We start from the raw sequence: 15,183 nt of genomic DNA, 5'->3' as shown, positions 1-15,183 counted from the left end.
ACCTCTACGGCATGTCCGACATGGCGGCGAACCACATCTCGGCGCGGGTGCCGGGCGAGGAGGGCGCCTTCCTCATCAATCCCTACGGCATGCTCTACGAGGAGATCACCGCCTCGTCGCTCATCAAGATCGACCATGAGGGCAACATCCTGTCGCGCCCGTCCTACGGCGATCTCGAGTACGGCGTGAACCGCGCCGGCTTCGTCATCCATTCGGCCGTCCACAAGGCCCGTCCCGACGTCGACTGCGTCATCCACACCCACACCTGGCCCGGCATGGCGGTGTCGTCGCTGGAATGCGGCCTCCTGCCGATGAACCAGACGGCGATGCGGTTCCTCCACATCGGCTACCACGAATACCGCGGCGTCGTCCTCGACCTCGCCATGCAGGACCAACTGGTGCGCGACCTCGGGGCCAACAACGCCCTGGTGCTCCGCAACCACGGCCTGCTGACGACCGGCAGCACAATCGCCGAGGCCTTCAACGCGATGCACCGGCTGGAACTGTCCTGCAAGGCGCAGCTCGCCGCCCTCCACACCGGCCAGCCGCTGCGGCCGGTGCCGGACGACGTGCTGGCCGCCACCTACATGAACTACCAGCCGCAGACGCGCCGGCCCTACGGCGTGATGGAGTGGCCGGCGCTTCTGCGCAAGCTCGACCGCGAGATGCCGGGCTACGACACCTGACCGGCCACGATACCCGACCGGTCATTGCGCCCGATTGGCGGCGCGCGCCGTCCACAGGGTCGCCGCCGCCAGGATCGCCGCCATCGCCGCGTAGTAGGGGCCGACCGCGACCAGACCGACCGTCAGGCCGGCCAGCGAGGGGCCGACGGCCGCGCCCATGTCGCGCCAGGTGGCGTTGCGGGATACGGCGATCATCACCTCGCCGCGGGCCTGCTGGGCGGCGACGATCGGCGCCGTGGTGTCGACCATCGCCCGGGTGACGACGACGGCGATGACGCCGGCATAGGGAGCCCCGAGCGGGACCGCCGCCAGCCCGGCGACGACCGCCGCCGAGGCGGCGAGCAGCAGCCGGGTCGCCCCCCAGCGGTCGCAGAGGAAGCCGCTGACCGGGGCCACGGCGACGACGACGAGATAGCGCAGCGCCCAGGACAGGCCGGCGGCGATCATCGCCCCCTCGGGGGTCGCATCCTCGCCCAGTACGGCCGCCATGGTCATGATGAAGCCGCCGTCGATCACGGCGCCGAAGACGAAGATGTAGACGTCGACCGGCGCCGGCCGCGTCCACACCCGCTCCTCGGAGGCGCGGCGCGGCTCCGCCTTGGGAAGCATCAGCGCCAGCGCCAGCGCCGGCAGCGACATCAGGCCGACCAGCAGGAAGGATTCGCGCGGGCCGATGGCGACCGCGGCCCAGGCGCCGGCGGCGCAGGCGAAGGCGAGGCCGGTCTGGCGCAGGCCGCGGCTCGCCCCCATGCGGGCGCCGGAACGGCCGTCGCGCCCGTCGCCCCAGGCATAGGCGAGCGTCGTCAGGTTGAGGGCGGCGAAGGAGAGACCCCAGACGACCCGGGCGGCGAGCTGCAGCCACGGGCTTTCGACGAGCCCGTACATGAAGGTCGAGACGATCGCCGCCACGGCGGCCGCGATCGACAGGTTGCGCGGCCCGATGCGGATGCCGAGGCGGGCGACCTCGCCATAGAGCAGGACGCGGGCGAAGCGGTTGGCCGAGAGCAGGATTCCGACCCAGGCGAGGGAGAGCCCGAAGGCGGCCGCCTCCAGCGGCAGCACGACATAGATGAGGGCGTCCCCCATCCCGGCGAAGGCGAGCACGCCGGCCGAGAGCAGCGTGGTCCGCCACGCCGATTGACCGCCCGCCGCCATCGCTCCGCCCCGCCCCTACATTCGCCGGCCGGCGAATGTAGGGGCGGGGCGCGAGCTTGTCATGAAAATGTCATCTAGCCTCGCGGCGGTTCTACCGCCCGAGGTAGGAGCGCAGCACCGCAGGGTTGTCGACGAGGCCGGCGGCGGGGCCGGAGAAGGCGATCTCGCCGCCCTGGAGGATGTGGGCGTACTCGGCGACCGCGGCGGCGACGCCGATGTTCTGCTCGACCAGCAGGATGGTGAGGCCGCGGCGGTTGAGGGCGAGGATGGTGTCGACCATGTCGCCGACGATGGCGGGGGCGAGGCCCGCCGACGGCTCGTCCATCAGGAGGCAGCGCGGGCGGGCCATGAGCGCCCGACCGATCGCCACCATCTGCTGCTCGCCGCCGCTGAGACTGCCGGCCGCGCGCTTCTTGCGGTCCGCCAGCTTGGGAAACATCTGGTAGACCTCGTCGAGGTCGGAGCGGATGCCGGCCCAGTCGCGCCGGGTCGCCGCGCCGAGCTCGAGGTTGTCGTGGACGGACATGGCGGGCCAGACCTCGCGCCCCTGCGGCACCTGGCAGATGCCGGCCCGGACGATGCCGTCGGGCGCCAGCCCGGCGCATTCCTTGCCCTCGAACATGATCGAGCCCGCGACCGGCTTCACCAGCCCGGTCAGGGTATTGAGCATGGTCGTCTTGCCCGATCCGTTGCCGCCGAGCAGCGCCACGATGCGGCCCTGCGGCACCTCGAACGAGACGTCGCGCAGCACCTCGGTGATGCCGTAGGCGACCTTAAGATGCCGAATGGCGAGCACGGAGTTCCTTCCCGAGATAGGCCTCGATGACGTCGGGGTCGTTGCGCACGGCGTCGGGCGTGCCGTCGGCGATGACGCGGCCGGTGCTGAGCACCGTCACCCGGTCGCAGACGTCCATGACGAGGCGGATGACATGCTCGATGAGGATGAGGGTCACGCCCTTCTCGTCGCGGATGCGCCGCAGCAGCCGGTCGAACTCGGCCAGCCGGTTGATGCTGAGGCCGACCGCCGGCTCGTCGAGCAGCACCACCTTGGGGTCGCCGATGAGCGTGCGGGCGATCTCGATCACCCGCTGCTGGCCGAACGAGAGCGCGGTGCCGGGCCGGTCCGCGAACTCGGCCATGCCGATGAACTCGAGCGCCTTGCGCGCCTCTTCCTCGGCCCGTTCCTCCTCCTCGCGGCAGGAACCGAGGCCGAAGGCGGCGCCCAGGAGCCCGGTCGAGGTTCGGCGGTGCAGGCCGGTCATCAGGTTTTCCAGCACCGTCATGCCGCGGAAGAGCTGCGAGGTCTGGAACGTGCGTCCGAGTCCGAGGGCGGCGATGGCACTCGGCTTGCGCCCGACGATCGACCGGCCGTCCAGCATCACGTCGCCCTGGTGCGGCGGGTGGATGCCGCAGACGACGTTGAGCAGCGTGGTCTTGCCGGCGCCGTTGGGGCCGATCAGCCCGCGGATCTCGCCCTGACCGACATCCATCGTGATGCCGTCGAGCACGGTGACGCCGCCGAAGCCGACGGAGACGCCGCGGAGTTCGAGGAGCGGCGTGCTCATGGCTGCGCCGTCCCGGCCGCCGGCTTGGCGACCTCCGCCGGCGGCGGTCCGGACTTGACCCGGCGCACCGGTTCGTCCCAGCCGCGGATCTTGCGCCGGAGGAAGGCGGCGATGCCGCCCGGCATGAAGAGGATGAAGATCACCAGGATGGCGCCGAAGGCGATCTCCTGGATGCCCTTGACCTCGCGCAGCGCCTCCAGCAGCGCGACGATGGCGATGGCACCGAGCACGGAGCCGCCGATCGAGGCGATGCCACCGACGACGATCATCGCCTTGTGCAGGACCATCTGGAACAGGTCGTAGCCCTCGGGCGAGACGAAGTTGAGCATCGCCGAATAGAGCCCGCCGGCGATTCCCGCATAGAAGCCGGAGATGCCGAAGGCGAGTGCCTTGTAGCGCAGGAGGTCGATGCCGAGCGACTGGGCCGCGACCTCGCCGTCGCGCACCGCGACGAAGGCGCGGCCGATGCGCGAGCGGACCAGGTTCTGCGCCAGGACGACCAGGACGACCGCCAGGATCAGGCTGAGATAGTAGAGGCCGATCGGTTTCGACACCGGCAGCGGCGCGAAGGAGACGGTCGGCGTCTTGAAGCCGCCGGCCCCGAAGGTGACCTTCTCCCAGTGCAGGAAGACCCACTGGGTGAACTGCGCGAAGGCGAGCGTGGAGAGCGCGAGATAGAGGCCGCTCACCCGCAGCGCCGGCAGCGAGATGGCGAGCCCGACCGCGGTCGCGATCACCGCACCGGCGGGGAAGGCGAGCCAGAAGGGCAGGCCGAAATGCACCTGCAGGAGGCCGGTCCCGTAGGCGCCGATGCCGAACATGGCGGCGTTGGCGAAGGCCAGCTGTCCCGCATAGCCGACCAGGACGTTGAGCCCGATCGACAGCAGGACATAGACGACGATGAGGTTGGCGACGAAGAGGTGGTAGGTGTTGACGAAGAGCGGCGCCAGCGCCCCCAGGAGGAGCAGCGCCAGCAGGACGTTACGTCGGCCGAACATCGCCATGGTCAGACCCGCCGGACCCGGCCGAAGCTGAGCAGCCCGGTCGGCCGCACGATCAGCACGAACATGATGACCACGAAGGCCGAGACCTCGATGAAGCTGGAGTGGATGTAGCCGCCGGCCAGCGCCTCGACGATGCCGATGGTGACCCCGCCCAGCACCGCACCCGGCAGGCTCGTCAGCCCGCCCAGGACGGCGGCGGCGAAGCCCTTGATGAAGAAGGCGAAGCCCATGTCCGGGTAGAGCAGGGTCAGGGGCGCCATGAGGACGGCGGCGGCAGCCGCGATGGCGGCGCCGGTGCCGAAGGAGAGCGTGTAGATGCGCTCGGTGCGAATGCCGACCAGGGTCGCCGCCTTGGCGTTGTCGGCCGTCGCCTGCATCATCTTGCCGGCCCGGGTCAGCCGGAAGAAGGCGGCGAAGACCAGCATGACGACGATCGCGCCCGCCAGGACCGCCAGCTGCTGCGGGATCACCATGATCTCGCCCAGCATCACCGGCTCGGGCGAGGTGATCGGCGGGAAGGCGAGGTAGTCGGCCTTGCCGCCCCAGATCACGCGGGCGACGCCGCGCAGCACGAAGGCGATGCCGACCGTGGCCAGGACGAGGCTGATGACGTCCGCCTTCATGAGCGGCCGGAAGGCGATCCGGTCGGTGGCGACGCCGAGCGCGAACCCGACCGCGACCGCCAGCGGCAGGGCGATCGGGTAGGCCAGCCCGGCCCCGACATGCAGCGACCAGGCGACGAAGCCCGAGAACATGAAGAGCTCGCCGTGGGCGAAGTTGATGACGCCGGTCGCCTTGTTCACGACCACGATGCCGAGGGCGACGAGGGCGTAGAGCGCCCCCGTCGTCACTCCGCTCAGCAGCAGATAGCTGAGCAGCAGCAAGGCCGGCTACTCGACCTTGGTGGCGCCGAGGACGCGCACCGGGCCGCCCGGATCCTTGGCGATCCAGGCCGGCGTCTTGTGGCAGCGGTGGTCGGTCTCCGAGCAGGTGATCGGACCCGGATAGACGTCGGTCTGGAAGTCCTTGAGGCCGTTGAGGGCGGCGACCAGCTTCTCGCGCGTGAGGTCGGGGCCGGCGCGGCGCAGGGCCTCGGCCATGACCTGGGCGCTGCCGATGCCGAAGAGGTTGAAGACCGACAGGCGGTCGCCCGGGAACTTCGCCTCGATCGCCTTCCGCCACTTGTCGACCGCCGGATCCTGCGGGGTGTGGCGGACCATGGAGATGGTGCGGAAGTTGGCCGTGGCGCCGGGCGAACCGACCTGGTCCTCGAAGGCGGCCGGATCGGCGATGCCGGTCTGGCCGATGGCGAGCGGCTTGAAGCCCAGCTTCTGCGCGTCGCGCATGAAGACCGCGGCCGGCTTCGGATAGAGCAGCATGATGACGGCGTCGGCGTTCGTCATCTTGAGGCGCAGCACCTGCGCCGTCGCGTCGTTGGCGTCGGGCGACAGTTCCTCGTCGGCCACCGGCTTGATGTTCTTGGCCTTGAAGGCCTCGATCAGCGGATTGTACCGCGCGCGGCCCCAGGAATCGCGCATCGAGACGACGGCGATGCGCTTGGCGCCCTGGTCGATCGCGTACTGGAGCTGCGCCTGGCTCTCGATGGACGAGGTCGTGGCGGCGCTGAAGATGGTGGGCGGGGTGGGCGTCGTGATGCCGTCATGCACCGACGCCATGACGATCAGCGGGATCTTGGCCTCGTCGATGGTGTCGCGGGCGGCGAAGGTGGCATTGCTGCAGCCGCCGCCGATCATGGCGAAGACCTGGTCCTGGTGGATCAGCTTCTTGACCGCGCCGATGGCCGAGGCGGGGTCGCAGCGGTCGTCCTCGCGGACGAGCTGGAGCTTGCGGCCATGGATGCCGCCCTTGGCGTTGATCTCGTCGAACACCACCTCGATGCCGTTCATCGGCAGCTTGCCGTAGAGGTAGCCGGGGCCGGTGAGGGCCCCGAACGAGCCGATCTTGATCGTGTCGGCGGTCACGCCCGGTACCTGGGCCGAGCCCGTCGAGGCGGCTGCCGCCGCCAGCAGCAATCCGGCCGTTCCGGCCTTCCACGCCTGTCGCAGAATCATCGCCAACTCCCTGATTCGTCGGTCAGCCTCTACGCAAGAGCCGTTCCTAGGCGCGGCGGGTCTTCGCCCCCTCTGCCGGATCGGCCATCCCCACGGCGGCGAGGATCTCCGCCGTGTGTTCGCCGAGCCGCGGCGCCGGGCGGTACACGGACCCCGGCGTCTCGGACATCTTCACGGGCACGCCCAGCGTGCGGAACCGGCCTGCCGTCGGGTGGTCGGTCTCGACCACCATCTCGCGGGCCAGGATGTGGGGATCGGCCAGCACCTCGTCGCAATGGAGGATCGGGCCGCACGGGATGCCGGCGGCGTCCATCGCGTCGAGCCAGTGCTGCGACGGCCGCGTCGAGAGGTAGGCCTGCAGCACCTCGACCAGGACGTCGTTGTTGCGCACGCGGTCGGCATTGGTGAGGAAACGGGCGTCGCGGGCCAGTTCCGGGGCGCCCAGGATCTCGGTCAGCCGCTCCCAGAAATTCTGCTGGCCGGCGCCGACGGTGATCCAGCCGTCCGCCGTCTGGAACGCCTGGTAGGGCGAACTGCCGCGGTGCGCCTGGCCGAGCCGGTCCGGCCGGCCGCCGGTCGCGAAGACGTGGGCCGCCTCGTAGACTTCGAGCGAAAGCGCGGATTCGAGCAGCGAGGTCTCGACGTGCTGGCCGCGACCGGTGCGGTGGCGGGCCTCGACGGCGGCGAGCACGCCGATCGCGAGATGCATCCCGGCGGCGACGTCGGAGATCGCGATCGGCAGGCGGTGTGGCGGGCCGTCGGCCGGGCCGCACACGCTCATCAGGCCCGACATGCCCTGCGACACGAGGTCGAAGCCGCCGCGCTCGCGGTAGGGGCCGGTCTGCCCGAAGCCCGAGATCGAGCCCAGGATCAGCCGCGGGTTGCGCCGGTGCAGCGCCTCCCAGCCGAGGCCGAGCCGGTCCATCGCGCCTGGCCGGTTGTTCTCGATCAGGATGTCGGCGCGGTCGACGAGGCGCAGCATCGCCTCCTTGCCCTCGGGGGACTTCAGGTCGAGCGCGACCGACCGCTTGTTGCGGTTCCAGACCATGAAGGGGGCGCCTTCGCCGCCGACGAAGGGCGGCATCTTGCGCGCGTCGTCGCCGGTCCCGGGACGCTCGATCTTGATGACGTCCGCCCCGTGGTCGCCCAGGAGCATGGCGCAGTAGGGGCCGGAAAGATGGTTCGTGACGTCGAGGACGGTGAGGCCTGCGAGGGCTCCGGGCACGGGCTCTCTCCCCCGGTCTTGCAAAAGGTCTTGTATACAGTACACGAGATGGCCATCCTTGCAACACGTCAACCGGAGGGAGGCCGCGTGGTCGGCAGCCAGCAGGGATTGGCCGTCGAGACCGAGGACGGCGTCGCGATCGTGACCATCGACCGCCCGGCCCGGCGCAATGCCGTGTCGCTCGCCATGTGGCGGGGGCTGGCGGACATCTTCGGCGACCTCGGCCGGCGCCCGGACGTCCGGGCGGTCATCCTGACCGGCGCCGGCGGCCATTTCTGTGCCGGCGCCGACATCTCGGAATTTCCCACCGTGCGCGCCGACTCGGCGATGGGCGTCGCCTACGAGGAGACGGCGGACGCCGCCACCCGGGCCATCCGCGACTGCCCGCGGCCGACGATCGCCGCCGTCTCCGGCTATGCGATGGGCGGCGGCTGCGGCATCGCGCTCGCCTGCGACTTCCGGGTCGGCGACCAGACGACGCGCATGGGCATCCCGGCGGCGCGCCTCGGCATCGTCTACGGCCCGCTCGACTGCAGCCTTCTCCTGCGCCAGGTCGGCCTCGCCAACGCCAAGCGCGTCCTCTACGCCGGCCGCGCCTTCGAACTGGCCGAGTGCCGGCGGATGGGCCTCATCGACGAGGTCGCGGATGCCGGCACGGCGCTGGACGCGGCCAAGGCCTGGGCGCGGCAACTCGCGGCGAGCGCGCCCCTGTCGATCGCCGGCGCCAAGCTGGTGCTCGACGCGCTCGCCGCCGGCACGGTCGAGGCGCAGGCGCACGAGATCGAGGCGGTGATCGCGCGCGCCATGGACAGCGCGGACTACCGCGAGGGCCAGGCCGCCTTCGCCGGGAAGCGGGCGCCCCGCTTCGTCGGCCAGTGAATCCCAACCAGCGGAGCAGCAGCGTGCAGGGTAGCAAGGCGACGGGCAGGAACTGGCTGGGCGTCGATGTCGGCGGCACCTTCACCGACCTCGTTCTCTTCGACCGCGACAGCGGCCGCCTCCAGGTGCTGAAGACGCCGTCGACGCCGCACGACCAGTCCGAGGGCATCCTCGCCGGCGTGCGCCGGCTCGACGTCGGCGCCGACGGGCTGGAGCGGATCGTCCACGGCACCACGGTCGCGACCAACACGGCGCTGGAAGGCGACGGGGCGCGTCTGGCGGTGGTGGCGACGGCCGGCCACCGCGACGTGCTGGTCGTCGGCCGCGGCAACCGCATGGCGATGTACAACATCAAGGCGCCGCCCAATCGTCCGCTGGTGCCGCGCTCGCGCTGCCTCGAGGTGCGCGAGCGCCTGGCCGCCGACGGCTCGGTCGCGGTGCCGCTCGACGAGGACGACGTCGCGGCGGTCGCCGCCCGGCTCGCCGAGGAGGGGGTCGAGGCGGTCGCCATCTGCTTCCTCCACTCCTACGCCAATCCGGCCCACGAGCGCCGATCGGCGGAGATCCTGTCGAAGATGCTGCCGGGCGTCGTCGTCACCAGTTCGGCCGAGGTGCTTCCGGAGTACCGCGAGTACGAGCGCTTCTCGACGACCGCGCTCAACGCCTTCGTCGCGCCGCGGATGCGCCGCTACCTGGGCGAACTGCGCAACCGCCTGGGCGAGGCCGGCATTTCGGCGCCGCTCTCGATCATGACCTCGAACGGCGGCACCCTGCCGGCGGCGCGGGTCGAGGCGATGCCGGTCCTGTCGATGCTGTCGGGGCCGGCGGGCGGCGCGATCGCCGCCTCCTATGTCGGCGCCGCCGCCGGCCATCCCGACGTCATCACCTGCGACATGGGCGGGACGTCGACCGACGTCTGCCTCGTCCGCGGTGGCGAGTTCGCGATGACGACCGAGGGCCGCGTCGGCGCCTTTCCGGTCAAGATCCGCCAGATCGACATCAACACCATCGGCGCCGGCGGCGGCAGCATCGCCGCGCTCGCCAGCGGCGGCTTCCTGACGGTCGGTCCGCGCTCGGCCAAGGCCTTCCCCGGGCCGGCCTGCTTCGGCCGCGGCGGCGTCGAGCCCACCGTCACCGATGCCAACGTGGCGCTCGGCCGCCTCGGCACCGATCGGCTGCTCGGCGGCGAGATCCGGCTCGACCGCGCGGCGGCGCTGGCCGCCGTCGGCCGCCTCGGGACCGAGATCGGGCTGTCGCCCGAGGCGATGGCCGAGGGCATCCTGCGCATCGCCGTCGTCTCGATGGCGGGGGCGATCAAGGAAGTGTCGGTGATGCGCGGCATCGATCCGCGGGATTTCGCGCTCCTCCCCTATGGCGGCGCCGGGCCGCTGCAGGCGACCGCCATCGCCGAGGAACTCGGGATGCGGACCGTGGTGGTGCCGCCGATGCCGGGCAACTTCTCGGCCTTCGGGCTGCTCGTCGCCGACTTCCGGCGCGACCTCGTGCGCACCCGGGTCGCCACCGTCGAGGGGCTGAAGGCGTCCGAGGTTCGCGATCTCCTCGCCGACCTCGCCGACGAGGGGCGGCAGGAACTGGAGCAGGCGGGCTTCCCGCCCGAGCGCCGGCGCTACACCGCCAGCCTCGACATGCGCTACGCCGGGCAGTCGTTCGAACTGTCGGTGCCGGTCGCCCTCGACATGGACGACATGGCGGCGCTCGTCCGCGCCTTCGAGAGGGTCTATGTCGCCCGCTACGGCGGCACGACGACGGCGCCGGTCGAGGTCGTCAGCTACCGCGTCGCCGCCTGGGGGCTTTCCGACAAGCCGGAACTGCCGGCGATCGACGATGCCGGGCGATCGCTGGCCTCGGCCCGGATCGGCCTCCGCGACGTCGTCTTCGACGGCCGTACGCACGCGACGCCGATCCTGGAGCGCGACCGCCTGCCCGTCGGCGCCGCGGTGGCCGGCCCGGCCATCGTCGAAGAGGAGGGGTCGTCGACCGTAGTGCCGCCGGGCTGGTCCGCGACGCTCGACCGGATCGGCTGCATCGTGCTCCGCCGGAGCGAAGGAGACCTGCCGTGAGCATCGACCCGATCACGCTCGAGGTCCTGACCCAGGGCCTGATCTCGATCGTCCGCGAGATGCGGGCGACGGTCTGCCGCACCGCCAGTTCGGTCGCGATCTACGACGCCAAGGACTTCTCCTGCGGCCTCTTCGCGCCGGACAGCCAGGTGGTGGCGCAGTCCGAGGACATCGGCTCGCACGTCGTGCCGCTGCCCTGGTCGGTGCGCTCGGCGATGGAGAAGCTGGGCGCCGACCTCAGGCCCGGCGACGTCATCCTGTCGAACGACCCCTATACCGGCGGCACGCACCTCAACGACGTCACCGTCATCTTCCCGGTGTTCCAGGACGGACGGCTGATCTTCTTCCCCGCGGTGCGCGCCCACTGGGCCGACGTCGGCGGCATGGTGCCGGGCAGCATGTCCGGCAAGGCGACCGAGATCTACCAGGAAGGCGTCCGCATCCCGCCGATCAAGATCCAGGAGGGCGGGCGGTTCAATGCCGCGGCACTCGACCTCCTGCTCTCGAACATGCGGGTGCCGGAGGAGCGGCTGGGCGATCTCGAGGCGAGCCTCGCCTCGTGCCGGGTCGCCGAGAAGCGCATCCACGAGCTCTGCGCCCGCTACGGCGTCGACACGCTGCTGGAGGCGGTGCGGCTCGATCTCGACCGCTCCGAGGCGCGGATGCGCGCCTGCATCGCCGGCCTGCCGGACGGCACCTACCGCTTCGAGGACTATCTCGAGACCTACATGGGCGGCCGCTTCGAGCCGCTGCTGCTGCCGCTGTCGCTGACCATCGCCGGCGACCGGATGAAGGCGGACTTCGCCGGCGCCTCGCCGCAGGTGCCGTTTCCGGTCAACTCGACGGCGGCGGTGACCGCGGCCTCGGTCTTCATTGCGGTGAAGTCCATCTTCGATCCGGCGGCGCCGCTGAACCAGGGCTCGTTCCGGCCGATCGAGGTCGACGCGCCGCCCGGAACCATCGTCAACGTCCAGCGCCCGGCGCCCGCCGGTTCGCACGGCGAGATCCGCAAGCGCGTCATCGCCACCATGGTCGGCGCCCTGTCGCAGGTGGTGCCGGACCGGGTGGCGGGCGACCTCTGCCGCACCTCGTTCCACAACCTCATCGGCGGCTACGACCGGCGCACCCGGCGCGAATGGGTCCACTACGAATGGTCGGCCGGCGGCAACGGGGCGTTCCGCGAGAACGACGGGCCGAGCGCGATGGCGACCATCGACTGGGGCGACCTCGTCACCGTCCAGTCGTCGGAGGTGATCGAGACCCGGATGCCGCTGGTCGTCGAGACCTCGCGGCTGGCGACCGATTCCGGCGGTGCCGGGACCACCCGCGGCGGCTTGTCGATGCAGCGCTCGATGCGGGTGGTGGCGCCCGACGCCCGCTATTCGCTGCTGTCCGACGGTGCGGTGCTGCCGGCCTTCGGCGTCCTCGGCGGGCGCTCGGGCGTTCCCGTCGGTTCCTGGGTCGAGACGGGCGGCGTCGTCGAGGGCTTCGACACGCCGGGCAAGATCGCCGGCCATCCGGTGACCGAGGGCGGCATCGTCGTCGTGCGGTCCGCCGGCGGCGGCGGCTACGGCGACCCACTGCTGCGCGACCCGGCCCGGGTCGCCGAGGACGTGTGCGAGGGCTACGTCTCCCGCACCGCCGCCCACGACCTCTATGGCGTGGCGCTCGACGCCCGCGGTGCGGTCGACGGGGTCGCGACCGAGGCGCTGCGCCGTCGCCTGCGCGCCGCCCGCTTCGCCCTGCCGACGGTCGAGGTGGCCGATGCCTACGAGGCCGGGGCGGTCAGCCGCCGCCGGGTCTGCCGCCTCCACCCGAAGGACGCCGCCGCGGCCGGCTTCGAGCCGGGTGAGGTGGTCGAACTCGATGCCGGCCAGGCGGCGCCGCTGCGGGCCTGGCTGCGCGTCGACCCGGCGGTGACCGCAGGAACCCTGCCGATCGACGCGCTCGGCCTCGCGATCCTCAAGGTCCCGGCCGGCGCGCCGCTCGAAATCCGCCGCGTCGCCACCGTCGTCCCGCCCCAGGCCCGCTTCGCCGAGGCGGCGGAGTGAGGCGCCGGCCGGCGGCGGTCAGCGCATGACCATCCTCGTCACCGGCATCGGCGGGCTGATCGGGGCGGCGGTGCTGCGCCGGCTCGCAGGCCTCGGACGGCCGGTCGTCGCGATGGACCGGGCGGCGCCGGCGGGCCTCGACCTCGAGCGGCTCGGCGTGCCGTTCCTGCCGCACGACCTGCCCGACCCGCAGCGCTGGCACGAGGTGGTCGTGCGCCACGGCGTCCGCCGGGTCGTCCATGCCGGCAGCATCTCCGGGCCGATGCTGCTCGGCGACAACCCGGCGCGCATCGTCGACATCAATCTCGGCGGCCTGATCGGCCTGCTCGAGGCGGCGCGCATCCATCGTCTCGGCCGGATCGTCTGGTTCTCCTCGATCATGGCCTATGGCGAGCGCGCCGATCTGGAGCCGGTCGGCGAGGACGTGCCCCTGCGCCCGCACACGGTCTATGGCGCGACCAAGGCGGCCGGCGAGGCGCTGGTCGAGGCCTACGGCGCCGAGCAGGGCGTCGATGCGGTGGCGCTCCGCGTCGCCTCCTGCTACGGACCGGGCCGCACGACCGCCTGCCTGATCCGCACGCTGGTCGAGGACGGGCTGGCCGGCCGCGCGACCCGCGTTCATCCGGCCGCAGGGCGCTCGCGCCAGCACATCTTCGTCGAGGACGTGGTCGACGCGGTCCTGGCCGCGCTCGACGCGCCCGTCCTGCCGCGTCGCGCCTACAACATCGGGCCGGGCCGCAGCCAGACGCTGGACGAGATCGTGGCCGCGGTCCGCGAGGCCGTTCCGGGCACGGCCGCGGTGGCCGACCCGGCCGGCCTCGCCTGGAACACCTTCGGCGTCGGGACGCTGCGGATCGCGGCGGCCGAGCGCGATCTCGGCTTCCGCCCGTCGACCGGCATCGCGGCCGGGGCGGCCGCGACCCGCGACTGGGTGCTGGCGAGGGCAGGGGCGTGAATCTCGCGGCCGATCTCGATCTCGCCGGCCGGCGCATCCTGGTGACGGGTGCCGCCAACGGCTTCGGCGCGGCGATGGCGGAGCGCTTCCGCGCCGCCGGCGCCAGCCTCGTCCTGGCCGACCTCGAGGCGGAGCCGCTGGCGGCGATCGCCGGGCGCCTGGGCGCCGAGCACCATGTCTACGACCAGTCCGACCCGGCGCAGGTCGACCGGCTGGCGACTGCCGCGGGCGCGGTCGACACGCTGGTCGCCAATGCCGGCATCCTGGTGGCGAAGCCGCTGCTGGAGACCAGCCTGGAGGAGATGCGGCGTGTCGTCGACGTCGATTTCGTCGGCACCGTCCGCCTGATCCAGCAGGTCGGTCGCGGCATGGTCGAGCGGCGCCGCGGCGTCGTCCTCGCGATCGGCTCGCAGACCGCCTTCTCCGGCGGCGAGAACCGTGCCGTCTATGCCGCCGCCAAGGCCGGCGTCTCGCAGGTGGTGCGGGGGGCGGCGGTCGAATGGGGGCCCTACGGGGTCCGCGTCCTCTGCCTCGCACCGGGCCGCTGCCTCACCCGCATGACCGAGGTGACGGCGCAGGCCGGCCGGTCGGGCGACCGCGGGCTGGCGCGGGTCGCACTCGGCCGCTGGGGCACGCCGGAGGAGATCGCCAAGCTCGCCCACTTCCTCGTCTCGGATGCCGCGGGATACGTGACGGGCGAGACGGTGATCGCCGATGGCGGCTATGTCCTCGGATAGCGTCGCCCGTCCGCCCGCGCCGGCCTGGAGCATCGGGCCCGGCCTGCTGCGCGGGGGCGGCTTCGCGCTGCCCTCGGTGATCGCGACCGAGATCGCCCGGGTCCTCTCCGACCGCATCGTCTTCCTCGAACTGGCCCCGGGCGAGCGCATCCTGGAGGAGGAGGTCGGCGCCGGCTTCGGCGTCAGCCGATCGCCGATCCGCGAGGCGTTCCGGATGCTGGAGGCGGACGGGCTGGTCGTCCGCGCCGCCCGCCGCGGCGTCAGCGTGACGCCGATGGGCCGCCGCGACCTCGACGAGGTCTATGCCTGCCGCGTCGGGCTGGAGGGGCTGGCGGCGGCCGAGGCGACGCGCCATCTCGACGACGAGGGCCGGGCGCTCATCCGGCGGCTGATGGACGGGATGCAACGCGCCTACGAGGCCGACGACGTGCCGACCTTCTTCCAGAACAACGTCGCCTTCACCCGCGCCATCCATACCCTGTCGCAGAACCAGACCCTGATGCGCATCGTCGCCGGCATCGAGAAGCAGGCGCTGCGCTACCGCTATCTCGCCCATCTCCAGTCGCGCGAGATGCTGCCGATGACGCTCGAAGGCCATGGCGGCGTCGCCGAGGCGATCCTCGCCGGCAAGCGCGACCTGGCCCGCCGGCGGGCGGGGCAACTGATGCGCCGCTCGCACAGCGTCATCGCCCGGGCGCTCGCCGAATCCGCCTATGCCATCCCCGGCGACGTCGGGATCGGCGAGCTCGAGGAAAGCTGAACCCGAGGGAGGA

14 protein-coding genes are annotated in these 15,183 nt (G+C 71.9%); 7 read left to right on the top strand and 7 right to left on the bottom strand.

Annotated elements, in window-relative coordinates; all coding sequences use genetic code 11:
- On the top strand, positions 1 to 686 hold a 686-nt coding region (locus tag ACE3Q3_RS11190), incomplete at its 5' end, for a class II aldolase/adducin family protein (RefSeq protein WP_374445846.1).
- 21 nt (positions 687 to 707) lie between these two features.
- On the opposite strand, the gene ACE3Q3_RS11185 is transcribed toward ACE3Q3_RS11190, so the two are convergent.
- The 7 genes from ACE3Q3_RS11185 to ACE3Q3_RS11155 all read right to left on the bottom strand — a co-directional run bounded on the left by ACE3Q3_RS11185 (position 708) and on the right by ACE3Q3_RS11155 (position 7,707).
- Positions 708 to 1,841 (bottom strand): MFS transporter, encoded by a 1,134-nt coding sequence (locus ACE3Q3_RS11185; protein WP_374445843.1) that lies wholly within the window; start codon positions 1,839 to 1,841, stop codon positions 708 to 710.
- Between the two features lie 91 nt (positions 1,842 to 1,932).
- Positions 1,933 to 2,637 (bottom strand): ABC transporter ATP-binding protein, encoded by a 705-nt coding sequence (locus ACE3Q3_RS11180; protein WP_374445840.1) that lies wholly within the window; start codon positions 2,635 to 2,637, stop codon positions 1,933 to 1,935.
- Positions 2,615 to 3,406 carry an ABC transporter ATP-binding protein gene (locus ACE3Q3_RS11175; protein WP_374445838.1) on the bottom strand — a complete coding sequence of 264 codons (792 nt, stop codon included), beginning with the start codon at positions 3,404 to 3,406 and terminating at the stop codon, positions 2,615 to 2,617. Before ACE3Q3_RS11175 ends, ACE3Q3_RS11180 begins: the two co-directional genes overlap by 23 nt.
- Complete coding sequence (locus ACE3Q3_RS11170) at positions 3,403 to 4,410, bottom strand: branched-chain amino acid ABC transporter permease (protein ID WP_374445836.1); 1,008 nt, start codon at positions 4,408 to 4,410, stop codon at positions 3,403 to 3,405. Before ACE3Q3_RS11170 ends, ACE3Q3_RS11175 begins: the two co-directional genes overlap by 4 nt.
- A gap of 2 nt (positions 4,411 to 4,412) precedes the next feature.
- Entirely contained in the window at positions 4,413 to 5,294 is an 882-nt protein-coding gene (locus tag ACE3Q3_RS11165) for a branched-chain amino acid ABC transporter permease (RefSeq protein ID WP_374445833.1), read from the bottom strand.
- 6 nt (positions 5,295 to 5,300) lie between these two features.
- Positions 5,301 to 6,482 carry an ABC transporter substrate-binding protein gene (locus ACE3Q3_RS11160; RefSeq protein ID WP_374445830.1) on the bottom strand — a complete coding sequence of 394 codons (1,182 nt, stop codon included), beginning with the start codon at positions 6,480 to 6,482 and terminating at the stop codon, positions 5,301 to 5,303.
- Between the two features lie 46 nt (positions 6,483 to 6,528).
- Entirely contained in the window at positions 6,529 to 7,707 is a 1,179-nt protein-coding gene (locus ACE3Q3_RS11155; protein ID WP_374445827.1) for a CaiB/BaiF CoA transferase family protein, read from the bottom strand.
- Positions 7,708 to 7,794: 87 nt separating this feature from the next.
- Between ACE3Q3_RS11155 and ACE3Q3_RS11150 the strand changes: the two genes are divergently transcribed.
- Genes ACE3Q3_RS11150 through ACE3Q3_RS11125 form a run of 6 tightly spaced genes read left to right on the top strand, consistent with a single transcriptional unit; the run spans position 7,795 to position 15,170 of the window.
- On the top strand, positions 7,795 to 8,586 hold the full coding sequence (locus ACE3Q3_RS11150; RefSeq protein WP_374445825.1) for an enoyl-CoA hydratase/isomerase family protein: 792 nt from the start codon (positions 7,795 to 7,797) through the stop codon (positions 8,584 to 8,586).
- Between the two features lie 23 nt (positions 8,587 to 8,609).
- Positions 8,610 to 10,667 carry a hydantoinase/oxoprolinase family protein gene (locus ACE3Q3_RS11145; protein ID WP_374445822.1) on the top strand — a complete coding sequence of 686 codons (2,058 nt, stop codon included), beginning with the start codon at positions 8,610 to 8,612 and terminating at the stop codon, positions 10,665 to 10,667.
- On the top strand, positions 10,664 to 12,718 hold the full coding sequence (locus ACE3Q3_RS11140) for a hydantoinase B/oxoprolinase family protein (RefSeq protein ID WP_374445819.1): 2,055 nt from the start codon (positions 10,664 to 10,666) through the stop codon (positions 12,716 to 12,718). The genes ACE3Q3_RS11145 and ACE3Q3_RS11140 overlap by 4 nt, the downstream gene beginning before the upstream one ends.
- Before the next feature lie 25 nt (positions 12,719 to 12,743).
- On the top strand, positions 12,744 to 13,673 hold the full coding sequence (locus ACE3Q3_RS11135; protein WP_374445816.1) for an NAD-dependent epimerase/dehydratase family protein: 930 nt from the start codon (positions 12,744 to 12,746) through the stop codon (positions 13,671 to 13,673).
- Positions 13,670 to 14,410, top strand: a complete 741-nt coding sequence (locus ACE3Q3_RS11130) for an SDR family NAD(P)-dependent oxidoreductase (protein WP_374445813.1) — start codon at positions 13,670 to 13,672, stop codon at positions 14,408 to 14,410. The genes ACE3Q3_RS11135 and ACE3Q3_RS11130 overlap by 4 nt, the downstream gene beginning before the upstream one ends.
- Positions 14,397 to 15,170, top strand: a complete 774-nt coding sequence (locus ACE3Q3_RS11125; RefSeq protein ID WP_374445811.1) for a GntR family transcriptional regulator — start codon at positions 14,397 to 14,399, stop codon at positions 15,168 to 15,170. Before ACE3Q3_RS11130 ends, ACE3Q3_RS11125 begins: the two co-directional genes overlap by 14 nt.
- Positions 15,171 to 15,183 lie beyond the last annotated feature (13 nt).

The organism is Allostella sp. (assembly GCF_041913585.1).
In the GTDB taxonomy this organism is placed as follows: domain Bacteria; phylum Pseudomonadota; class Alphaproteobacteria; order ATCC43930; family Allostellaceae; genus Allostella.
This window is presented reverse-complemented; position numbering and strand designations above follow the sequence as displayed.